This is a genomic window from Staphylococcus sp. TCBT05 (assembly GCF_055179755.1).
In genome coordinates this window covers 1,170,543-1,187,606 of record NZ_JBUQDQ010000005.1, presented here as the reverse complement: position 1 = coordinate 1,187,606, position 17,064 = coordinate 1,170,543, and the positions used below count along the sequence as shown (strand labels likewise).

Annotated in this window: 32 protein-coding genes; all 32 read right to left on the bottom strand. The window is 36.2% G+C overall.

Features of this window, described 5'->3' with window-relative positions; translation table 11 throughout:
- Positions 1-2: 2 nt before the first annotated feature.
- The 32 genes from ACY191_RS05390 to rpsJ all read right to left on the bottom strand — a co-directional run bounded on the left by ACY191_RS05390 (position 3) and on the right by rpsJ (position 16,978).
- Positions 3-809, bottom strand: a complete 807-nt coding sequence (locus tag ACY191_RS05390) for an energy-coupling factor transporter transmembrane component T family protein (RefSeq protein WP_042739066.1) — start codon at positions 807-809, stop codon at positions 3-5.
- Positions 799-1,662 carry an energy-coupling factor transporter ATPase gene (locus tag ACY191_RS05385; RefSeq protein ID WP_229366634.1) on the bottom strand — a complete coding sequence of 288 codons (864 nt, stop codon included), beginning with the start codon at positions 1,660-1,662 and terminating at the stop codon, positions 799-801. Before ACY191_RS05385 ends, ACY191_RS05390 begins: the two co-directional genes overlap by 11 nt.
- Positions 1,659-2,468: an energy-coupling factor transporter ATPase gene (locus tag ACY191_RS05380; RefSeq protein ID WP_042739068.1), complete on the bottom strand. Its 810-nt coding sequence runs from the start codon at positions 2,466-2,468 to the stop codon at positions 1,659-1,661. The genes ACY191_RS05385 and ACY191_RS05380 overlap by 4 nt, the downstream gene beginning before the upstream one ends.
- A 603-nt stretch (positions 2,469-3,071) precedes the next feature.
- Positions 3,072-3,440, bottom strand: coding sequence for a 50S ribosomal protein L17 (rplQ, locus tag ACY191_RS05375; protein ID WP_042739069.1), 369 nt, complete (start codon positions 3,438-3,440; stop codon positions 3,072-3,074).
- 18 nt (positions 3,441-3,458) lie between these two features.
- On the bottom strand, positions 3,459-4,403 hold the full coding sequence (locus tag ACY191_RS05370) for a DNA-directed RNA polymerase subunit alpha (RefSeq protein ID WP_042739070.1): 945 nt from the start codon (positions 4,401-4,403) through the stop codon (positions 3,459-3,461).
- A 76-nt stretch (positions 4,404-4,479) separates the two neighbouring features.
- Positions 4,480-4,869 carry a 30S ribosomal protein S11 gene (rpsK, locus tag ACY191_RS05365; protein ID WP_002471279.1) on the bottom strand — a complete coding sequence of 130 codons (390 nt, stop codon included), beginning with the start codon at positions 4,867-4,869 and terminating at the stop codon, positions 4,480-4,482.
- A 23-nt stretch (positions 4,870-4,892) separates the two neighbouring features.
- On the bottom strand, positions 4,893-5,258 hold the full coding sequence (gene rpsM, locus ACY191_RS05360; protein WP_042739071.1) for a 30S ribosomal protein S13: 366 nt from the start codon (positions 5,256-5,258) through the stop codon (positions 4,893-4,895).
- A gap of 21 nt (positions 5,259-5,279) precedes the next feature.
- Entirely contained in the window at positions 5,280-5,393 is a 114-nt protein-coding gene (rpmJ, locus tag ACY191_RS05355; protein WP_002482634.1) for a 50S ribosomal protein L36, read from the bottom strand.
- Between the two features lie 31 nt (positions 5,394-5,424).
- Entirely contained in the window at positions 5,425-5,643 is a 219-nt protein-coding gene (gene infA, locus ACY191_RS05350) for a translation initiation factor IF-1 (RefSeq protein WP_001118443.1), read from the bottom strand.
- 177 nt (positions 5,644-5,820) lie between these two features.
- Positions 5,821-6,468, bottom strand: coding sequence for an adenylate kinase (locus ACY191_RS05345; protein WP_042739072.1), 648 nt, complete (start codon positions 6,466-6,468; stop codon positions 5,821-5,823).
- Between the two features lie 17 nt (positions 6,469-6,485).
- On the bottom strand, positions 6,486-7,778 hold the full coding sequence (secY, locus tag ACY191_RS05340; RefSeq protein WP_463269913.1) for a preprotein translocase subunit SecY: 1,293 nt from the start codon (positions 7,776-7,778) through the stop codon (positions 6,486-6,488).
- A complete protein-coding gene (gene rplO, locus ACY191_RS05335) occupies positions 7,778-8,218 on the bottom strand; it encodes a 50S ribosomal protein L15 (protein ID WP_042739074.1) in 441 nt (146 codons plus the stop codon). Before rplO ends, secY begins: the two co-directional genes overlap by 1 nt.
- 16 nt (positions 8,219-8,234) lie before the next feature.
- Complete coding sequence (gene rpmD, locus ACY191_RS05330; RefSeq protein WP_002482630.1) at positions 8,235-8,414, bottom strand: 50S ribosomal protein L30; 180 nt, start codon at positions 8,412-8,414, stop codon at positions 8,235-8,237.
- Positions 8,415-8,430: 16 nt separating this feature from the next.
- Positions 8,431-8,931, bottom strand: a complete 501-nt coding sequence (gene rpsE / locus ACY191_RS05325; RefSeq protein ID WP_042739075.1) for a 30S ribosomal protein S5 — start codon at positions 8,929-8,931, stop codon at positions 8,431-8,433.
- A gap of 20 nt (positions 8,932-8,951) precedes the next feature.
- The gene (gene rplR / locus ACY191_RS05320) at positions 8,952-9,314 is read right to left on the bottom strand and encodes a 50S ribosomal protein L18 (RefSeq protein ID WP_042739076.1); all 363 of its coding nucleotides are present in this window, start codon (positions 9,312-9,314) and stop codon (positions 8,952-8,954) included.
- A 31-nt stretch (positions 9,315-9,345) separates the two neighbouring features.
- Complete coding sequence (gene rplF / locus ACY191_RS05315) at positions 9,346-9,882, bottom strand: 50S ribosomal protein L6 (protein ID WP_042739077.1); 537 nt, start codon at positions 9,880-9,882, stop codon at positions 9,346-9,348.
- A 24-nt stretch (positions 9,883-9,906) separates the two neighbouring features.
- On the bottom strand, positions 9,907-10,305 hold the full coding sequence (gene rpsH / locus ACY191_RS05310) for a 30S ribosomal protein S8 (protein WP_042739078.1): 399 nt from the start codon (positions 10,303-10,305) through the stop codon (positions 9,907-9,909).
- A 31-nt stretch (positions 10,306-10,336) separates the two neighbouring features.
- Positions 10,337-10,522, bottom strand: a complete 186-nt coding sequence (locus tag ACY191_RS05305) for a type Z 30S ribosomal protein S14 (protein WP_002482625.1) — start codon at positions 10,520-10,522, stop codon at positions 10,337-10,339.
- Between the two features lie 21 nt (positions 10,523-10,543).
- Positions 10,544-11,083, bottom strand: a complete 540-nt coding sequence (gene rplE / locus ACY191_RS05300; RefSeq protein ID WP_042739079.1) for a 50S ribosomal protein L5 — start codon at positions 11,081-11,083, stop codon at positions 10,544-10,546.
- A gap of 25 nt (positions 11,084-11,108) precedes the next feature.
- A complete protein-coding gene (gene rplX, locus ACY191_RS05295) occupies positions 11,109-11,426 on the bottom strand; it encodes a 50S ribosomal protein L24 (RefSeq protein ID WP_042739080.1) in 318 nt (105 codons plus the stop codon).
- A 41-nt stretch (positions 11,427-11,467) separates the two neighbouring features.
- Entirely contained in the window at positions 11,468-11,836 is a 369-nt protein-coding gene (rplN, locus tag ACY191_RS05290) for a 50S ribosomal protein L14 (RefSeq protein ID WP_002482622.1), read from the bottom strand.
- Between the two features lie 30 nt (positions 11,837-11,866).
- On the bottom strand, positions 11,867-12,130 hold the full coding sequence (gene rpsQ / locus ACY191_RS05285; RefSeq protein ID WP_001829723.1) for a 30S ribosomal protein S17: 264 nt from the start codon (positions 12,128-12,130) through the stop codon (positions 11,867-11,869).
- A 25-nt stretch (positions 12,131-12,155) separates the two neighbouring features.
- Complete coding sequence (gene rpmC, locus ACY191_RS05280) at positions 12,156-12,365, bottom strand: 50S ribosomal protein L29 (protein ID WP_002482620.1); 210 nt, start codon at positions 12,363-12,365, stop codon at positions 12,156-12,158.
- Positions 12,355-12,789, bottom strand: coding sequence for a 50S ribosomal protein L16 (rplP, locus tag ACY191_RS05275; protein WP_019468647.1), 435 nt, complete (start codon positions 12,787-12,789; stop codon positions 12,355-12,357). The genes rpmC and rplP overlap by 11 nt, the downstream gene beginning before the upstream one ends.
- Positions 12,790-12,791: 2 nt before the next feature.
- Positions 12,792-13,445, bottom strand: a complete 654-nt coding sequence (gene rpsC, locus ACY191_RS05270; protein ID WP_042739081.1) for a 30S ribosomal protein S3 — start codon at positions 13,443-13,445, stop codon at positions 12,792-12,794.
- Between the two features lie 23 nt (positions 13,446-13,468).
- Positions 13,469-13,822: a 50S ribosomal protein L22 gene (rplV, locus tag ACY191_RS05265; RefSeq protein ID WP_002482617.1), complete on the bottom strand. Its 354-nt coding sequence runs from the start codon at positions 13,820-13,822 to the stop codon at positions 13,469-13,471.
- 28 nt (positions 13,823-13,850) lie between these two features.
- A complete protein-coding gene (gene rpsS / locus ACY191_RS05260; RefSeq protein ID WP_019468644.1) occupies positions 13,851-14,129 on the bottom strand; it encodes a 30S ribosomal protein S19 in 279 nt (92 codons plus the stop codon).
- Positions 14,130-14,193: 64 nt separating this feature from the next.
- Entirely contained in the window at positions 14,194-15,027 is an 834-nt protein-coding gene (gene rplB, locus ACY191_RS05255) for a 50S ribosomal protein L2 (RefSeq protein ID WP_042739082.1), read from the bottom strand.
- A 30-nt stretch (positions 15,028-15,057) separates the two neighbouring features.
- Positions 15,058-15,333, bottom strand: coding sequence for a 50S ribosomal protein L23 (rplW, locus tag ACY191_RS05250; RefSeq protein ID WP_042739083.1), 276 nt, complete (start codon positions 15,331-15,333; stop codon positions 15,058-15,060).
- On the bottom strand, positions 15,333-15,956 hold the full coding sequence (rplD, locus tag ACY191_RS05245; protein ID WP_042739084.1) for a 50S ribosomal protein L4: 624 nt from the start codon (positions 15,954-15,956) through the stop codon (positions 15,333-15,335). The genes rplW and rplD overlap by 1 nt, the downstream gene beginning before the upstream one ends.
- Positions 15,957-15,983: 27 nt before the next feature.
- Positions 15,984-16,643 carry a 50S ribosomal protein L3 gene (gene rplC / locus ACY191_RS05240; protein ID WP_042739085.1) on the bottom strand — a complete coding sequence of 220 codons (660 nt, stop codon included), beginning with the start codon at positions 16,641-16,643 and terminating at the stop codon, positions 15,984-15,986.
- Between the two features lie 26 nt (positions 16,644-16,669).
- Complete coding sequence (rpsJ, locus tag ACY191_RS05235) at positions 16,670-16,978, bottom strand: 30S ribosomal protein S10 (protein ID WP_001118667.1); 309 nt, start codon at positions 16,976-16,978, stop codon at positions 16,670-16,672.
- Positions 16,979-17,064: the final 86 nt, after the last annotated feature.

Sequence of the window (17,064 nt, the reverse complement as noted above, 5' to 3'; positions counted from 1 at the left end):
CTTTACACTCCTATAACTTTCAATGCAATTAATATTAAAGCAATTGGTATTAGGATTACAAGTGTCAATGTGTCTTGCAATTGCCATTGCAACCTTCGATAACTTGTGCGTTGTTTATTCGTGTCATAACCCCTAACTTCCATCGCAATTGCTAAATCCTCTGCACGTTGAAAAGCTGAAACAAACAAAGGAATTAATAATGGTACAAAGGCTTTAATACGATTTGCAATGCTACCAGAACTAATCTCTGATCCTCGTGATTTTTGTGCAAGTATAATTTTATCTAATTCGTTCATTAGAGTTGGTATAAATCTAAGTGCAATTGACATCATCATACTGAGTTGATGTACTGGAATTTTAATCCATTTTAATGGATTTAATAATCTTTCAAATGCATCTGTTAAATCAATCGGACTTGTTGTCAAAGTCATAACCGTAGAAATCATGATTATAAACATTAATCTTAAGACTATATAAATCCCTTCTAATATGCCTGCTGTATCAATTGAAATAAAGGCTATCTCTATTAAACGCGTGCCACCTTTTGTTAAAAATAAATGCATGGCAAAGGTAAAGATTAAAAATATCCATATAGGTGTTAAACCTTTTACCAAAAACCATAATTTGATTTTTGATAAACGTACAATTATGCCTATCAATAGTAATAACCATAAGTATGTAGCAAAACTATGTGCAATAAAAATCAATATAATAAATACCATGACAAATATCAGTTTTGCTCGTGGATCAAGTCTGTGTATTAATGTATCAAGTGGCAAATAACGTCCAATAATAAACTTATCTTTCATTTTTCGTCCACTCCTTATACATCGCTACAAATTCATCCTCTGTTAAAGCTACATGATTAAACTTCATTTGATACTTGCTTTCAATATCACGTTGCAATTTCACGATATCAGGAACGTCGAGGTTTAGCTGTTCCACGTAGTTTGAATTACTAAATAGTGCTCGTGGTGAACAGGACTCTATTATCTTACCGTCTCGCATTATTTTAACTTCGTCAGCATAACGAGCCACATCATTCATCTCATGTGTAACTAAAACGATAGTCTTTTTATGTCTAATCTGTAAATTTTTAATCAATTGCATAATTTGCTTTTGGCTTTTTGGATCCAAACCAGCAGTTGGTTCATCAAGTATTACAATATCAGGATTCATTGCTAAAATGGATGTTAAGGCTATTTTACGCATTTGACCACCTGACATTTGAAATGGAGATTGCTCTAATACATCTCTACTAAAACCAAAGTCTAATAATAAACGAAAGGCTCTTTCTTTAACTTCTGACAATGGCATATTAAAATTATTAGGGCCAAATAATATTTCTCTCTCTACTGTGTCTTCAAATAATTGAGATTCGGGGAATTGGAACACAACTCCTACACGCTTTCGTACGGGCATCAAATACTTATCCTTAGTCTTAGGTGTAATCTGTATATCATTAACCGTCAACGAGCCCTGAGTGGGCTTTAAAAGGCCATTGAAATGTTGTATTAATGTCGATTTACCAGAACCAGTCCGTCCGATGACTGCATAATACTTGCCTTGCTCAAATTCTGTTATGATATCTTTTAGTGCTAAATGTTCAAAAGGTGTTCCCTTTTGATACACATAACTTACTTTATTAAAATTTACTGTCATAGTTCACTTAACAACCTTTCATAAGTGATATACTCTGACTCTCCTCTAATCAATTGGTTGATCCTCATTGCAAACGGCAAATCTAATCCAATTTTCGTGAGCGCTTCTCCATGGCTAAATACTTCTTGGGGGGTCCCAATTTGAAAGACACTACCTTCATTCAATACCACCATTTGATCTGATTCAGCAGCTTCTGATAAATCATGCGTAATTGAAATTATAGTCACATCTTTCTCAGAATTTAACCGTCTGATTAATTTAAGTAATTCAGTTCTTCCTACTGGATCTAACATAGAAGTTGCTTCATCTAAAATAATAACTTCAGTATTAAGCGCTAATACACCAGCAATTGCTACACGTTGTTTCTGACCACCAGACAAAGATTGAGGTTCATAATTTAAACGATCTAACATATCAACATCACTAAGCACTTTAGGTACAATTTCATGCATAGATTCGTGAGATACAGCATTATTTTCTAATCCAAATGCAACATCATATTCCACTGTTGCACCAACAAATTGATTTTCAGGATTTTGAAACACTATCCCAATATGATTTCTCAACTCACTTAAATGCTCAGGGTTTATACACTGATGATTATAATAAATATCTCCTGTCAGAGGTTTTTGTATTCCAATCATCAATTTTGCCACTGTAGATTTTCCAGATCCATTGTGACCGACAATCGATGTCCACTTACCTTTAGGTATATCAAAGGATACATCATTTAATGCAAATGGTTCGTCACTATTATATTTAAATGATACATGATTAAATTTAATTATACTATCCATTGATTCCATATCGATTGCCTCCCTTTACATTTAAAATTAGTATACTTTATCCATTTTACATGAAAATGAATCATATTGCATTCTCTGATTCCTATGTACTGCTTATGCATGCATCTATGCATGTATTCCTCTTTTTTCTCTAAAGAGTTAAGCTTTTATGGTTCGCTATTGCTTTGCAATTGCATAAGTCTTAGCAGTTCTTGGAATCTCTGATTCCTATGTACTGCTTATGCATGCATCTATGCATGTATTCCTCTTTCACTCTAAAGAGTTAAGCTTTTATGGTTCGCTATTGCTTCGCAATTGCATAAGTCTTAGCAGTTCTTGGAATCTCTGATTCCTATGTACTGCTTATGCATGCATCTATGCATGTATTCCTCTTTCACTCTAAAGAGTTAAGCTTTTATGGTTCGCTATTGCATAAGTCCCCCTAAACTCTAAAGAGTTAAGGGGGACTAAACAAAAAAAGCGCGCACCCCATCATTTATTTTTGAGTTCACGCTTTAAAATTTATTAAGTTTGATGGGGTACTCTGAGCTAGACAATATTTGTATGTGGCAAACATTATCGTTGCACTCATTTGCTTTATATATAGTAGTACGTATATTTAAATTAAACTAATTCGATAATTACTGATTCAGCTCCGTCTCCGCGACGAGGACCTACTTTAAGAATACGAGTGTAACCACCTTGACGTTCGTTATAACGTTCAGCGATTTCACCAAATAATTTTTGAAGTGCAGTTTGTGTAGTTTCATCTTCATTTAGGATTTCAACGTTACGTAAAGTTTTAGCTGCTTGACGGCGTGAAGCTAAATCTCCGCGTTTACCTAAAGTGATTAATTTTTCAACAACACTACGTAATTCTTTCGCACGAGCTTCTGTAGTTTCAACACGCTCACTAACGATAAGTGATGTAGCTAAGTCGCGTAACATAGCTTTACGTTGATCAGAAGTACGACCTAATTTTCTGTAACCCATGAGTTAACCTCCTTTATATTAATCTTCTTTTCTTAAGCCTAAACCTAAGTCTTCAAGTTTATATTTAACTTCTTCTAATGATTTACGTCCTAAATTACGAACTTTCATCATATCTGCTTCTGATTTATCAGCTAATTCTTGAACAGAGTTAATGCCAGCACGTTTTAAACAATTGTAAGAACGAACAGATAAGTCTAATTCTTCAATTGACATTTCAAGCACTTTTTCTTTTTGATCTTCTTCTTTTTCAATCATGATTTCAGCATTTTGAGCTTCATCAGTCAATCCAACAAAGATGTTTAAGTGTTCTGTTAAGATTTTTGCTGCTAGTGAAACAGACTCTTGTGGTGTGATTGAACCATTAGTCCAAACATCCAAAGTTAATTTATCAAAATCACTACTTTGACCTACACGTGTATTTTCAACTGTATAGTTTACACGTTCAACAGGTGAATAAAGTGAATCCACTGGAATTACACCAATTGGTAAATCACTAGTGTTATTTTGTTCTGCTAATGCGTAACCTCTACCCTTGTTAGCAACAAGACGGATTTTCAAGTGTCCACCTTTAGAAACAGTTGCAATTTTAAGTTCAGGATTTAGAATTTCAACATCACTGTCATGAGTAATATCACTTGCAGTAACTTCGCCTTCATCTTTAACATCAATTTCTAAAGTTTTGTCTTCTTCAGAATAGATTTTCAACGCTAAGTTTTTGATGTTCATAATGATTGTAGAAACATCTTCAACTACATTGTCTATTGCTGAGAATTCGTGTAATACTCCTTCGATTTCAATGTACTTGACGGCTGCACCTGGTAATGAAGATAGTAGGATACGACGTAAGGAGTTTCCTAGTGTAGTACCGTAGCCACGTTCTAGTGGTTCAACAACGAACTTACCGAATTTAGCATCATCACTAATTTCAATTGTTTCAATTCTAGGTTTTTCGATTTCAATCATTTACAAATATCCTCCTTGATTACGTCGACTTGATTTGTACTGTATTTCTCAGTGACCTGCGACAATAACAATAAAATTAAACGCGACGACGTTTTGGTGGACGACAACCATTATGTGGTACTGGAGTAACGTCACGGATCGCAGTTACTTCTAATCCAGCTGATTGTAATGCACGGATAGCTGATTCACGACCAGGACCTGGTCCTTTAACAGTAACTTCAACAGTTTTTAAACCGTGTTCCATTGCTGATTTTGAAGCAGTTTCTGATGCCATTTGAGCTGCAAATGGTGTAGATTTTTTTGATCCTTTGAATCCAAGTGCACCTGCTGATGACCATGATAAAGCATTACCAAATTCATCAGTGATTGTTACGATTGTATTATTGAATGTTGAACGGATGTGTGCTACACCGTTTTCAATATTCTTTTTCACTTTACGTTTACGAGATACTTGTTTACGTGCCATTTAAATTTTGCCTCCTTTACCTATTATTTTTTCTTGTTAGCTACAGTTTTAACTGGGCCTTTACGAGTACGAGCATTGTTTTTAGTTTTTTGTCCGCGTACTGGTAAACCACGACGGTGACGGATACCACGGTATGATGAGATTTCCATTAAACGTTTGATGTTTAAGTTTTGCTCACGACGTAAGTCACCTTCTACTTTATAGCTGTCTACTACTTCACGGATACGACCTAATTCGTCGTCAGTTAAATCTTTAGTACGAGTATCTGCTGATACGTTAGCTTGCTCAACAATTTTGTTAGCAGTTGTTGTACCGATACCATATACATATGTTAATGAGATAACAATACGTTTTTCACGTGGAATATCTACTCCTGCAATACGTGCCATAATTATTTACACCTCTCTTTATTAGCCTTGTCTTTGTTTGTGCTTAGGATTACTACAGATTACCATTACTTTACCTTTACGTTTAATGACTTTACATTTTTCGCAAATAGGTTTTACTGATGGTCTTACTTTCATTTTAATACCTCCCTATATTATGGAGTGACGATTATTTATAACGATAAGTAATTCTTCCGCGTGTTAAATCATACGGAGACATTTCTACAGTTACTTTGTCGCCAGGTAGAATACGAATATAATTCATTCTGATTTTACCACTTACGTGTGCTAAGATCTCATGACCATTTTCTAATTCTACTTTAAACATTGCATTTGGTAAAGTATCTAATACAGTACCTTCTAATTCAATTACATCTTGTTTAGCCATTTATTAACTTCCCCCTTTTTGCGGTAGTTGGTTATCGTCAATAATCAACTCTAACCATACGAGTCTATTAGTGTTGTTAATAAGTTTAACAAAATTAAAATGAATTACTCAATCGCATTGTCACTCTTATTTAATTATACTTTTGGCATTACATAGACCGTACAAAGTTGAAATTGATTATAGTTGCTCTAAAATATTAATAACGTCTTCTGTTACTACATTAATATCTCTAGAGCCATCAATGTTTTTCAATACACCTTTATTATCATAGAATTCTAAGATAGGTTTTGATTGCTTAACATTGACGTTTAAACGATTAGCAACTGTTTCTGGGTTGTCATCTTCACGTTGATATAATTTACCACCGTCAAGATCACAAATCCCCTCAACTTTTGGAGGATTGAATACAAGATGATAAGTCGTTCCGCATTTTTCACAGATTCTACGACCAGTAAGGCGGTTCATTAGTTCTTCTTCAGGTACCTCTATATTGATAACAGCATCAATTTTTCTATCTAATTCTTGCATGATTTCACTTAATGCTTCAGCTTGTTCAATAGTACGAGGAAAGCCGTCTAGTAAGAACCCTTTTTTCGCATCGTCTTCAGAAATTCTTTCTTTAACGATACCCACAGTAACTTCATCAGGGACTAATTCTCCACGATCCATGTATGATTTAGCTTCTTTTCCTAAATCAGTTTCATCTTTAATCGCTTTTCTGAACATGTCGCCAGTAGATATGTGTGGAATTGGGAATTTCTTTACAATTTCACTCGCTTGAGTTCCTTTACCTGCTCCAGGTAAACCCATTAAAATGATATTCATAAGTGCCCTCCTACAATTTATCTACCACCAAAGCCTTTATAGTCTTTCTGACTTACTTGTGCTTCTAAACTCTTCATTGTTTCAATTGCAACACCAATTACAATTAGTAAGCTTGTACCACCCACTTGAATCGTTTGTGGTAAGCTCATTACTTTAGTAGCAATGATTGGAAGAATTGCTATAACAGCTAAGAATATAGAACCTACAAATGTCAGACGATATAACACTTTAGTAATATATTTTTTAGTTTGCTCTCCAGGTCTAATGCCTGGGACATAACTTCCTTGTTTCTTCAGGTTATCTGCCATCTTCTGAGGATTAACTTGTATAAATGCATAGAAATAAGTGAATGCTATGATTAATATGACATATACAACCATACCATAGTTATTAGATGGGTTTGCGACATCCGCAACTTTTTGTGCCCAACTCGCATCTGGGAAGAACAACGTTAATGTTCTCGGTAACAAGAAAAATGCCATTGAAAAGATAACTGGTATTACCCCTGCAGAGTTAACTTTTAAAGGTAAATACGTTGCTTGTGAACCTAATCGCTGTGTTGATTGTTTTTTAGCATATTGAATCGGAATTTTACGAACAGCTTGTAAGACGTAAATCGCTCCAACTGTTAATAATATCATTCCAACTATTAATCCAATTACCTTTAACCAAGCCATTGTAACATCATCTTGTCCAACGAATGCTTGTTGATAGAATTGAATCAATGCTGAAGGTATTGATGATAATATACCTGCAAAAATAATTATTGAAATACCATTACCAACACCGAATTGAGTAATTTGTTCACCTAACCACATTAAGAACGCTGTTCCAGCTGTTAATACCACAGCAATTAATAAATAACTCAAAATCGACTGATCCATGATCAATTGACCCTTCAAGTAATTATTAAACTGGAATGCCATTCCAATAGATTGGATAAAAGCAAGTATAATAGCAAAATAACGTGTAACGTTATTTAATTTCTTTCTACCTGCATCACCTTGTTTCGCCCACTCTGAAAACTTCGGAACAATATCCATTTGTAATAACTGCATAACGATTGATGCAGTAATGTAAGGCATTATACCCATAGCAAAGATAGAAAAGTTCTTCAAGGCTCCGCCACCAAATGTATTTAACAAATCAGTGACACCTTGAGAACCTTGTTGACTGTCAAAGGCAGCTGGGTTTACCCCAGGCGCTGGAATATAAGTACCTATTTTAAAAATAACTAACATTGCGAGTGTAAAAAAGATCTTGTTACGAACTTCTTTTGTTTTAAAGAAGTTCACAAGCGTTTCTAACATTAGATCACCTCGTGTGCTCCACCTTTAGCTTCGATAGCTTCTGCTGCAGTTGCAGAGAATTTGTGAGCTTTCACTGATAGCTTTTTGTCAAGTGAACCATTACCAAGAATCTTGATACCTGATTTTTCACTCTTAACTACACCAGATTCTACTAATAAAGCAGGAGTTACTTCAGTACCATCCTCAAATTTATTAAGTTGGTCTAAGTTAACAATAGCATATTCTTTACGGTTAATGTTAGTAAAACCTCGTTTTGGTAAACGACGGAATAATGGTAATTGACCACCTTCGAAACCTGGTCTTACACTTCCACCTGAACGAGCTTTTTGACCTTTTTGTCCACGACCACTTGTTTTACCATTACCTGTAGCTGCACCACGACCTACGCGGTTACGAACTTTACGAGAACCTTCTGCTGGTTTTAACTCATGTAATTTCATTTCGGCACCTCCTTAATTATTTTTCTTCTACTGTCACTAAGTGACTTACTTTGTTGATTTGCCCACGAATAGCTGGGTTATCTTCAACAACTACTGAAGAGTTTGTTTTTTTCAAACCTAAAGCTTCAACAGTTTTACGTTGTGTTTCTGGACGACCTATAACACTACGAGTGAGGGTAATTTGTAATTTAGCCATAACTTATTTTCCCTCCTTAATTATATAATTCTTCTACTGATTTGCCACGTAACTTCGCAACGTCTTCAGCATTTTTAAGGTTTTTTAATCCGTTGATTGTAGCACGAACCATGTTAATTGGCGTATTTGAACCTAAAGATTTACTTAAGATATCAGTAATACCAGCTAATTCTAATACGGCACGAACAGGGCCACCTGCAATAACACCAGTACCAGGTGCAGCTGGTTTCATAAATACGCTTCCTGAACTGAAACGTCCAGTAATAGTGTGAGGTGTAGTACCTTCAACACGTGGAACTTCAACTAAATCTTTTTTAGCTGCTTCTACAGCTTTTTTGATTGCTTCAGGTACCTCTTGTGCTTTACCAGTACCGAATCCGACGCGACCATTCTTATCTCCAACTACTACTAAAGCAGTGAAACGGAAACGACGACCACCTTTTACAACTTTCGCAACACGATTAATCGTTACAACGCGTTCTTCAAATTCTTTCGCTTCTTCTTCTCTACGAGCCATGTAAATGTCCCTCCTTTAAATTAAAATTCTAAACCATTTTCACGAGCTGCATCTGCTAAGGCTTTAACACGTCCGTGGTATAAGTAACCTCCACGGTCAAACACGATAGTTTTAACGCCTTTTTCGATAGCTCTTTTAGCTACAGTTTCGCCGACTTTAGCTGACAATTCAACTTTAGATCCACTTTCATTAGCGAAATCTTTTTCTTGTGTAGAAGCTTGCGCTAATGTTTGGCCGTTTACATCATCAATTACTTGTGCATAGATATGCTTGTTTGAACGATAGATGTTTAAACGAGGTTTTTCAGCTGTGCCAGATAATTTATTACGAACACGTGCATGTCTTTTCAAACGCACTTTGTTTTTATCAATTTTGCTGATCATTTTATTACTCCTTTCTTCTGAAAGTTATTTATTATTTACCAGTTTTACCTTCTTTACGGCGAACGTATTCACCTTGGTAACGAATTCCTTTACCTTTATAAGGCTCTGGAGGTCTTACTGAACGGATGTTTGAAGCGATAGCTCCAACTTGTTCTTTAGAAATACCAGCTACTGTAACTGTTGTGTTTTTCTCTACAGAGAAAGTAATACCTTCGTCAGCTTTAATTTCAACTGGGTGAGAGTAACCAACGTTAAGCACTAAGTCATTACCTTGCATTTGAGCACGGTAACCAACACCAACTAGTTCAAGTGTTTTTTGGTATCCTTGAGATACACCTTGTATCATATTATTGATTAAAGCACGAGTTGTACCATGAACTGTTCTATCTTCTTTAGAATCAGTAGGTCTTACAACTTCTAATGTACTTTCGTCTTGTTTATATGTCATTCTTTCATTAAATGTTCTTGATAATTCGCCTTTAGCACCTTTAACAGTTACTGAATTACCTTCAATTGTTACTGTTACGTCGCTAGGGATGTCAATAATTTTTTTACCAACACGACTCATGTTATCGCACCTCCTTATTTATTATTACCAAACGTATGCTAAGATTTCTCCGCCAACATTACGTTTTCTTGCTTCTTTATCAGTGATAACACCTTCTGAAGTTGATACTAACGCAATACCTAAACCGTTAAGTACTTTTGGTACTTCGTTTGCTTTCGCATAAACACGTAGACCTGGTTTAGAAATACGTTTTAATCCAGTGATAACTCTTTCATTATTTTGACCATATTTAAGGAATAAACGGATAACCCCTTGTTTATCGTCTTCAACGTATTCTACGTTTTTAATGAAACCTTCACTCTTTAAAATTTCAGCAATTTCTTTTTTAATGTTTGATGCAGGTAATTCTAATTTGTCGTGACGCACCATGTTTGCGTTTCTTACACGAGTTAGCATATCTGCAATTGGATCGTTGATTGTCATTGATTGTTGCCTCCTTTCAGACTTTTATATATTACCAGCTAGCTTTACGAACGCCAGGGATTTGGCCTTTATAAGCTAATTCACGGAAACAAATACGGCATAATTTGAATTTACGGTAAACAGAATGTGGACGACCACAGCGTTCACAACGAGTATATTCACGTACTTGGAACTTTTGTTTTTTTTGTTGCTTAGCAACCATTGAAGTTTTAGCCACTTAATTAGCCTCCTTTAGAGATTATTTTTGAAATGGCATACCGAATTGTGTTAACAATTCACGAGCTTCCTCGTCAGTGTTAGCAGTCGTTACGATAACGATATCCATTCCTCTAACTTTATTTACTCGGTCATAGTCGATTTCAGGGAAAATCAATTGTTCTTTAACACCTAGTGTATAGTTACCTCTACCGTCAAATGCTGTTTTTGAAACTCCACGGAAGTCACGTACACGTGGTAATGAAACAGCGATTAATTTATCTAAGAAATCATACATTCTTTCTCCGCGAAGTGTAACTTTCGCACCGATAGGCATACCTTCACGTAAACGGAATGTAGCGACTGATTTTTTAGCTTTTGTAACAAGTGCTTTTTGACCAGTGATAGCTTCTAATTCTTCTACAGCATCATCTAATACTTTAGAGTTTTGAACAGCATCACCAACACCCATATTTACTACGATTTTTTCAATTTTTGGAACTTCCATTACTGAACTATAGTTAAATTGTTTAACTAAGTTTTGTGTAACTTCAGAGCTATATTTTTCTTTTAAACGGTTCACAGTGGATCCTCCTTTCGATTAATTATTAATTATTAGATTTGATTTCTTCGCCAGATTTTTTAGCGATACGAACTTTTTTACCATCTACGAATTTGTAACCTACGCGAGTTGGTTCATTCGTTTTAGGGTCTAATAATTGTACGTTAGAAACATGGATTGCTGCCTCTGTTTCTAAGATTCCACCTTCAGGATTAAATTGAGTTGGTTTTTGGTGTTTTTTAATAACGTTAACACCTTCCACAACGACACGGTCTTTTTTAGGTTGAGTTGAAACAACTTTACCTTCTTTACCTTTGTCTTTACCTGCGATAACTTTTACGTTGTCACCTTTTTTGATATGCATGCGTGGCACCTCCTTAAATTTATATATTTATAAACGATTAATTAAAGTACTTCTGGAGCTAATGATACAATTTTCATGAAGTTGCCTTCACGTAATTCACGAGCAACAGGTCCAAAAATACGAGTACCACGTGGGCCTTTGTCGTCACGAATGATGACACATGCATTTTCATCAAATTTGATATATGAACCGTCGTTACGGCGTACACCTGATTTAGTACGTACTACAACAGCTTTAACAACTTCACCTTTTTTGACAACGCCACCTGGTGTAGCATTTTTAACACTAACTACGATTACGTCACCAATATTCGCTGTTTTACGACCAGATCCACCTAATACTTTGATTGTAAGAACTTCACGTGCACCAGAGTTGTCTGCTACTTTCAAACGTGTTTCTTGTTGGATCATGAGTTAAACCTCCTTTATCTTCACTATTTCTTAAATAATTACTGATTCTTCAACAATTTCTACCAAACGGAAACGTTTAGTTGCTGATAAAGGACGTGTTTCTTGAATCTTAACGATGTCCCCTAATTTAGCTGAGTTGTTTTCATCATGAGTTTTGTATTTTTTAGAGTATTTTACTCGTTTACCATATAATTTGTGCGTTTTGTATGTTTCAACAAGTACAGTTACAGTTTTGTCCATTTTATCGGAAACGACTCTACCTACATAAACTTTACGATCATTTCTTTCGCTCACTTTTGTAACCTCCTCTTTCAATTAATTATTGATTAGCTTTTCCTTGTTCAATTTCTCTTTCACGAGCAACAGTTTTTAGACGTGCAATCGTTTTTCTCACTGTGCGAATACGTGCAGTCTCTTCTAATTGACCTGTAGCTAACTGAAAGCGTAGGTTAAAAAGCTCTTCTTTTGAAGATTTGATTTGTTCTTCGATTTCTGAAGTGGTTAAGTCTCTAATTTCCTTAGCTTTCATTTGTTTCACCACCCAATTCTTCACGTTTTACAAACTTAGTTTTAACTGGAAGTTTGTGACTTGCTAAACGTAATGCTTCACGCGCTACTTCTTCGTTAACGCCTGCTACTTCAAATAAAATTCTACCTGGTTTTGCTACTGCAATCCAACCTTCAACTGCACCTTTACCAGCACCCATACGTACTTCTAAAGGTTTTTTAGTGTAAGGCGTATGTGGGAAGATTTTGATCCAAACTTTCCCGCCACGTTTCATGTAACGTGTCATTGCAATACGAGCTGATTCGATTTGACGAGATGTGATCCAAGAAGTTGTAGTTGCTTGTAAACCATACTCACCAAATGTTACATAGTTACCGCCTTTAGAACGACCAGTTGTTTTAGGACGATGTTGACGACGATATTTTACACGTTTTGGTAGTAACATTATTATTTTCCTCCTTCACTAGTGTTCTTAGTAGGAAGAACTTCTCCACGATAAATCCATACTTTGACACCTAATTTACCGTAAGTAGTGTCAGCTTCTGCATGTGCATAACCAATGTCAGCACGTAATGTATGAAGTGGAACAGTTCCTTCTGAATATTGTTCAGCACGAGCGATGTCAGCTCCGCCTAAACGACCTGATACTTGAGTCTTAATACCTTTAGCTCCAAGTTTCATTGCTCTTGTAATAGCTTGTTTTTGTACACGACGGAATGATGCACGGTTTTCTAATTGACGTGCAATGTTTTCAGCAACTAATTTAGCATCTAAATCAACTTTTTTGATTTCGATTACGTTGATGTGTACTTTTTTGTTTGTTAATGAGTTTAATTTGTTACGTAATTTCTCAATTTCTGAACCGCCTTTACCGATTACCATACCTGGTTTACCAGTATGAATAGCGATGTTGATACGATTAGCAGCACGTTCGATATCTACGTGAGAAACTGATGCTTCTTTTAATGCGTTATCAATAAACTTACGGATTTTTAAATCTTCGTGTAATAATGATGCGAAGTCTTTTTCTGCATACCATTTAGCTTCCCAATCACGGATTACACCAACACGAAGTCCGATTGGATTAATTTTTTGACCCACAGTGTTCCCTCCTTAAAAATTGATTAAGCTTCTTTAGCTTCTTCTTTACCGTCACTTACGACGATTGTAATGTGGCTTGTACGTTTGTTAATCGCACTTGCACGGCCTTGTGCACGTGGACGGAAACGTTTTAATGTTGGTCCTTCATTTGCATAAGCTTCTTTAACTATTAACTCATCAGTGTTCATGTCATAGTTATGTTCAGCATTTGCTAGAGCGGACATTAATAATTTTTCTACTACAGGTGATGAAGCTTTGTTTTTTAATTTTAAAATCGCAATAGCTTCACCAGCGCTTTTGCCTCTGATTAGATCTAATACCAATCTAACTTTACGAGGTGCGATTCTTATTGTTTTAGCAACCGCTTTTGCTTCCATTCGGATTTCCTCCTCTACTTGTTAGAAATTATCTTCTAGTTTTTTTGTCGTCAGCTACGTGACCTTTAAATGTACGAGTTGGTGCAAATTCTCCTAATTTGTGACCAACCATATCTTCAGTTACGAATACAGGTACGTGTTTACGTCCATCGTATACTGCGAATGTATGACCAATGAAATCTGGGAAAATCGTTGAACGACGTGACCAAGTCTTGATTACTTGTTTTTTCTCGCTTCCGCTTTGAGCTTCAACTTTTTTCATAAGATGATCATCAACGAAAGGTCCTTTTTTAATACTACGAGCCATAGTGGCGCCTCCCTTCTTATTGTGTGCGTGCAGCGATTACGCCGCACACCCAAATAAGTTATTTTTATTTTTTCTTACGTCCACGAACGATAAGCTTGTCAGATGATTTTTTACCACGACGAGTTTTCTTACCAAGCGTAGGTTTACCCCATGGTGACATTGGAGATGGTCTACCGATAGGTGCGCGACCTTCACCACCACCGTGTGGGTGATCGTTAGGGTTCATTACAGAACCACGAACTGTTGGGCGAATGCCTTTCCATCTAGAACGACCTGCTTTACCAACGTTAACTAATTCGTGTTGGATGTTACCAACTTGACCAATAGTAGCACGGCAAGTTGAAAGAATCATACGAACCTCACCAGAACGTAATCTGATTAATACGTATTTACCTTCTTTACCAAGTACTTGTGCACTTGCACCAGCTGAACGAGCGATTTGTCCACCTTTACCAGGTTTCAATTCGATGTTGTGTACAACTGTACCTACTGGGATGAATTGTAATGGTAATGCATTACCTACTTTGATGTCAGCATTTTCACCACTTTCAAGAACTTGACCTACTTGTAAGTTCTTAGGAGCGATGATGTAGCGTTTTTCTCCGTCAGCGTAAACTAGTAAAGCGATGTTTGCTGAACGGTTTGGATCATATTGGATTGAATCAACTTTAGCGTTGATACCATCTTTGTTACGTTTGAAGTCAATAACACGGTATTGACGTTTGTGTCCTCCACCATGATGGCGAACTGTCAATTTACCTTGGTTATTTCGTCCCGCTTTTTTCGGTAGCGGTTGTAATAATGACTTTTCAGGAGTCGTTTTAGTGATTTCTGCGAAATCTAAAGAAGTCATATTACGACGACCATTAGTAATTGGCTTATATTTTTTTAGAGCCATTGTCGTTTACCTCCTTATTGGTAATATTTTTTAGTTGAATAGATCGATTGATCCTTCTTTTAATTTAACAATTGCTACGCGGCGTTTGTTTGTATAGCCTTGGTAACGGCCCATACGTTTTTTCTTTGGTTTGTAGTTGATGATGTTTACTTTATCAACTTTTACGTCAAAGATTTCTTCAACTGCGATTTTAACTTGTGTTTTGTTTGCACGAGTATCTACATCAAATGTGTATTTATCTTCTGCCATAGCGACTGAAGATTTCTCAGTGATTACGGGGCGCTTAAGAACGTCTCTTGCTTCCATTATCCGAGCACCTCCTCAACTTTTTTAGCAGCTGTTTCTGTAATTAATACACTGTCAGCGCTTGTGATATCTAGAACATTTAAACCTTGAGCTGTAGTTACTTGTAAACCTGGGATGTTACGTGCTGATAATTCAACGTTTACATCTTCTGATTCTGTTACTACTAATACTTTTTTAGGTTGTTCTAAATTAGAAAGAATTGTTTTGAATTCTTTAGTTTTTGGAGCATCTAAGTTAAATGAATCAACAACAGTTAAGTTGCTTTCTTGAACTTTGAAAGATAATGCTGAGCGTAATGCTAAACGGCGCATTTTCTTAGGCATTTTGTAAGCATAACTTCTTGGTGTTGGTCCGAATACGATACCACCACCACGCCATTGTGGAGCACGGATTGTACCTTGACGCGCACGTCCTGTACCTTTTTGTCTCCATGGTTTACGTCCACCACCACGTACTGCTGAACGATTCTTAACAGCGTGTGTACCTTGGCGTAATGAAGCACGTTGTAAGTTAATTGCTTCAAAAAGAACGTCATTATTTGGTTCGATTGCAAATACTGAATCATTTAATTCAACTGAACCTGCTTTAGATCCGTCTACTTTTAATACATCATAATTAGCCATTATGCATTTTCCTCCTTTCGCTTTATATTATTTATTACCTTTAATTGATGAAGTGATTTCTAAAAGACCTTTTTTAGGTCCAGGTACATTACCTTTTACTAAAATAACGTTGTTTTCAGTGTCAACTTGAACTACTTCTAAGTTTTGAACTGTTACAGTGTTACCGCCCATACGTCCAGGCATTTTTTGTCCTTTAAAGACTCTTGAAGCATCTGACGCCATACCTACTGAACCAGGTGCTCTGTGGAAATGAGAACCGTGAGACATTGGTCCACGTGCTTGATTGTGACGTTTAATGGCACCTTGGAAACCTTTACCTTTTGAAACGCCTGTTACATCAATTACGTCGCCAGCTTCAAATGTATTAACTGAGACTTCTTGACCTACTTCGTATTCATCAACATTAACGTTTTTGAATTCACGAATGAAGCGCTTAGGTGCTGTGCCAGCTTTTTTAGCATGACCTTCAGCTGGTTTGTTAGCATATTTGCTTGTTCTGCTATCTTTTTTGTAAGCTTTTTTATCTTCGTAGCCTACTTGAATTGCGTTGTAACCATCAACTTCTTCAGTTTTCTTTTGTAATACAACGTTTTGACTTGCTTCTACTACTGTTACAGGGATTAAATCACCGTTTTCTCCGAAAACTTGTGTCATCCCGATTTTTCTTCCTAAGATTCCTTTGGTCATCGAAAGTCCACCTCCTAAATTTTCTATTATAATTTGATTTCGATGTCTACACCAGATGGTAAGTTTAAGCCCATAAGTGCATCAACTGTTTTTGGTGTTGGGTTAACAATATCGATTAAACGTTTATGTGTACGTTGTTCGAATTGCTCACGTGAATCTTTGTACTTATGCACGGCACGAATGATCGTGTAAACTGATTTTTCAGTTGGTAACGGAATTGGTCCAGAAACATCTGCACCAGAACGTTTTGCAGTTTCAACAATTTTCTCTGCTGATTGATCGATTACTCTGTGATCATAAGCTTTTAATCTGATTCTGATTTTTTGTTTTGCCATAATTTTCCCTCCTTATTCGTCTACATTTAAGTGATAGACTTCTCCACGAAAACTATCTCACACAGCGCCATGGCAAAGCGGCCGGG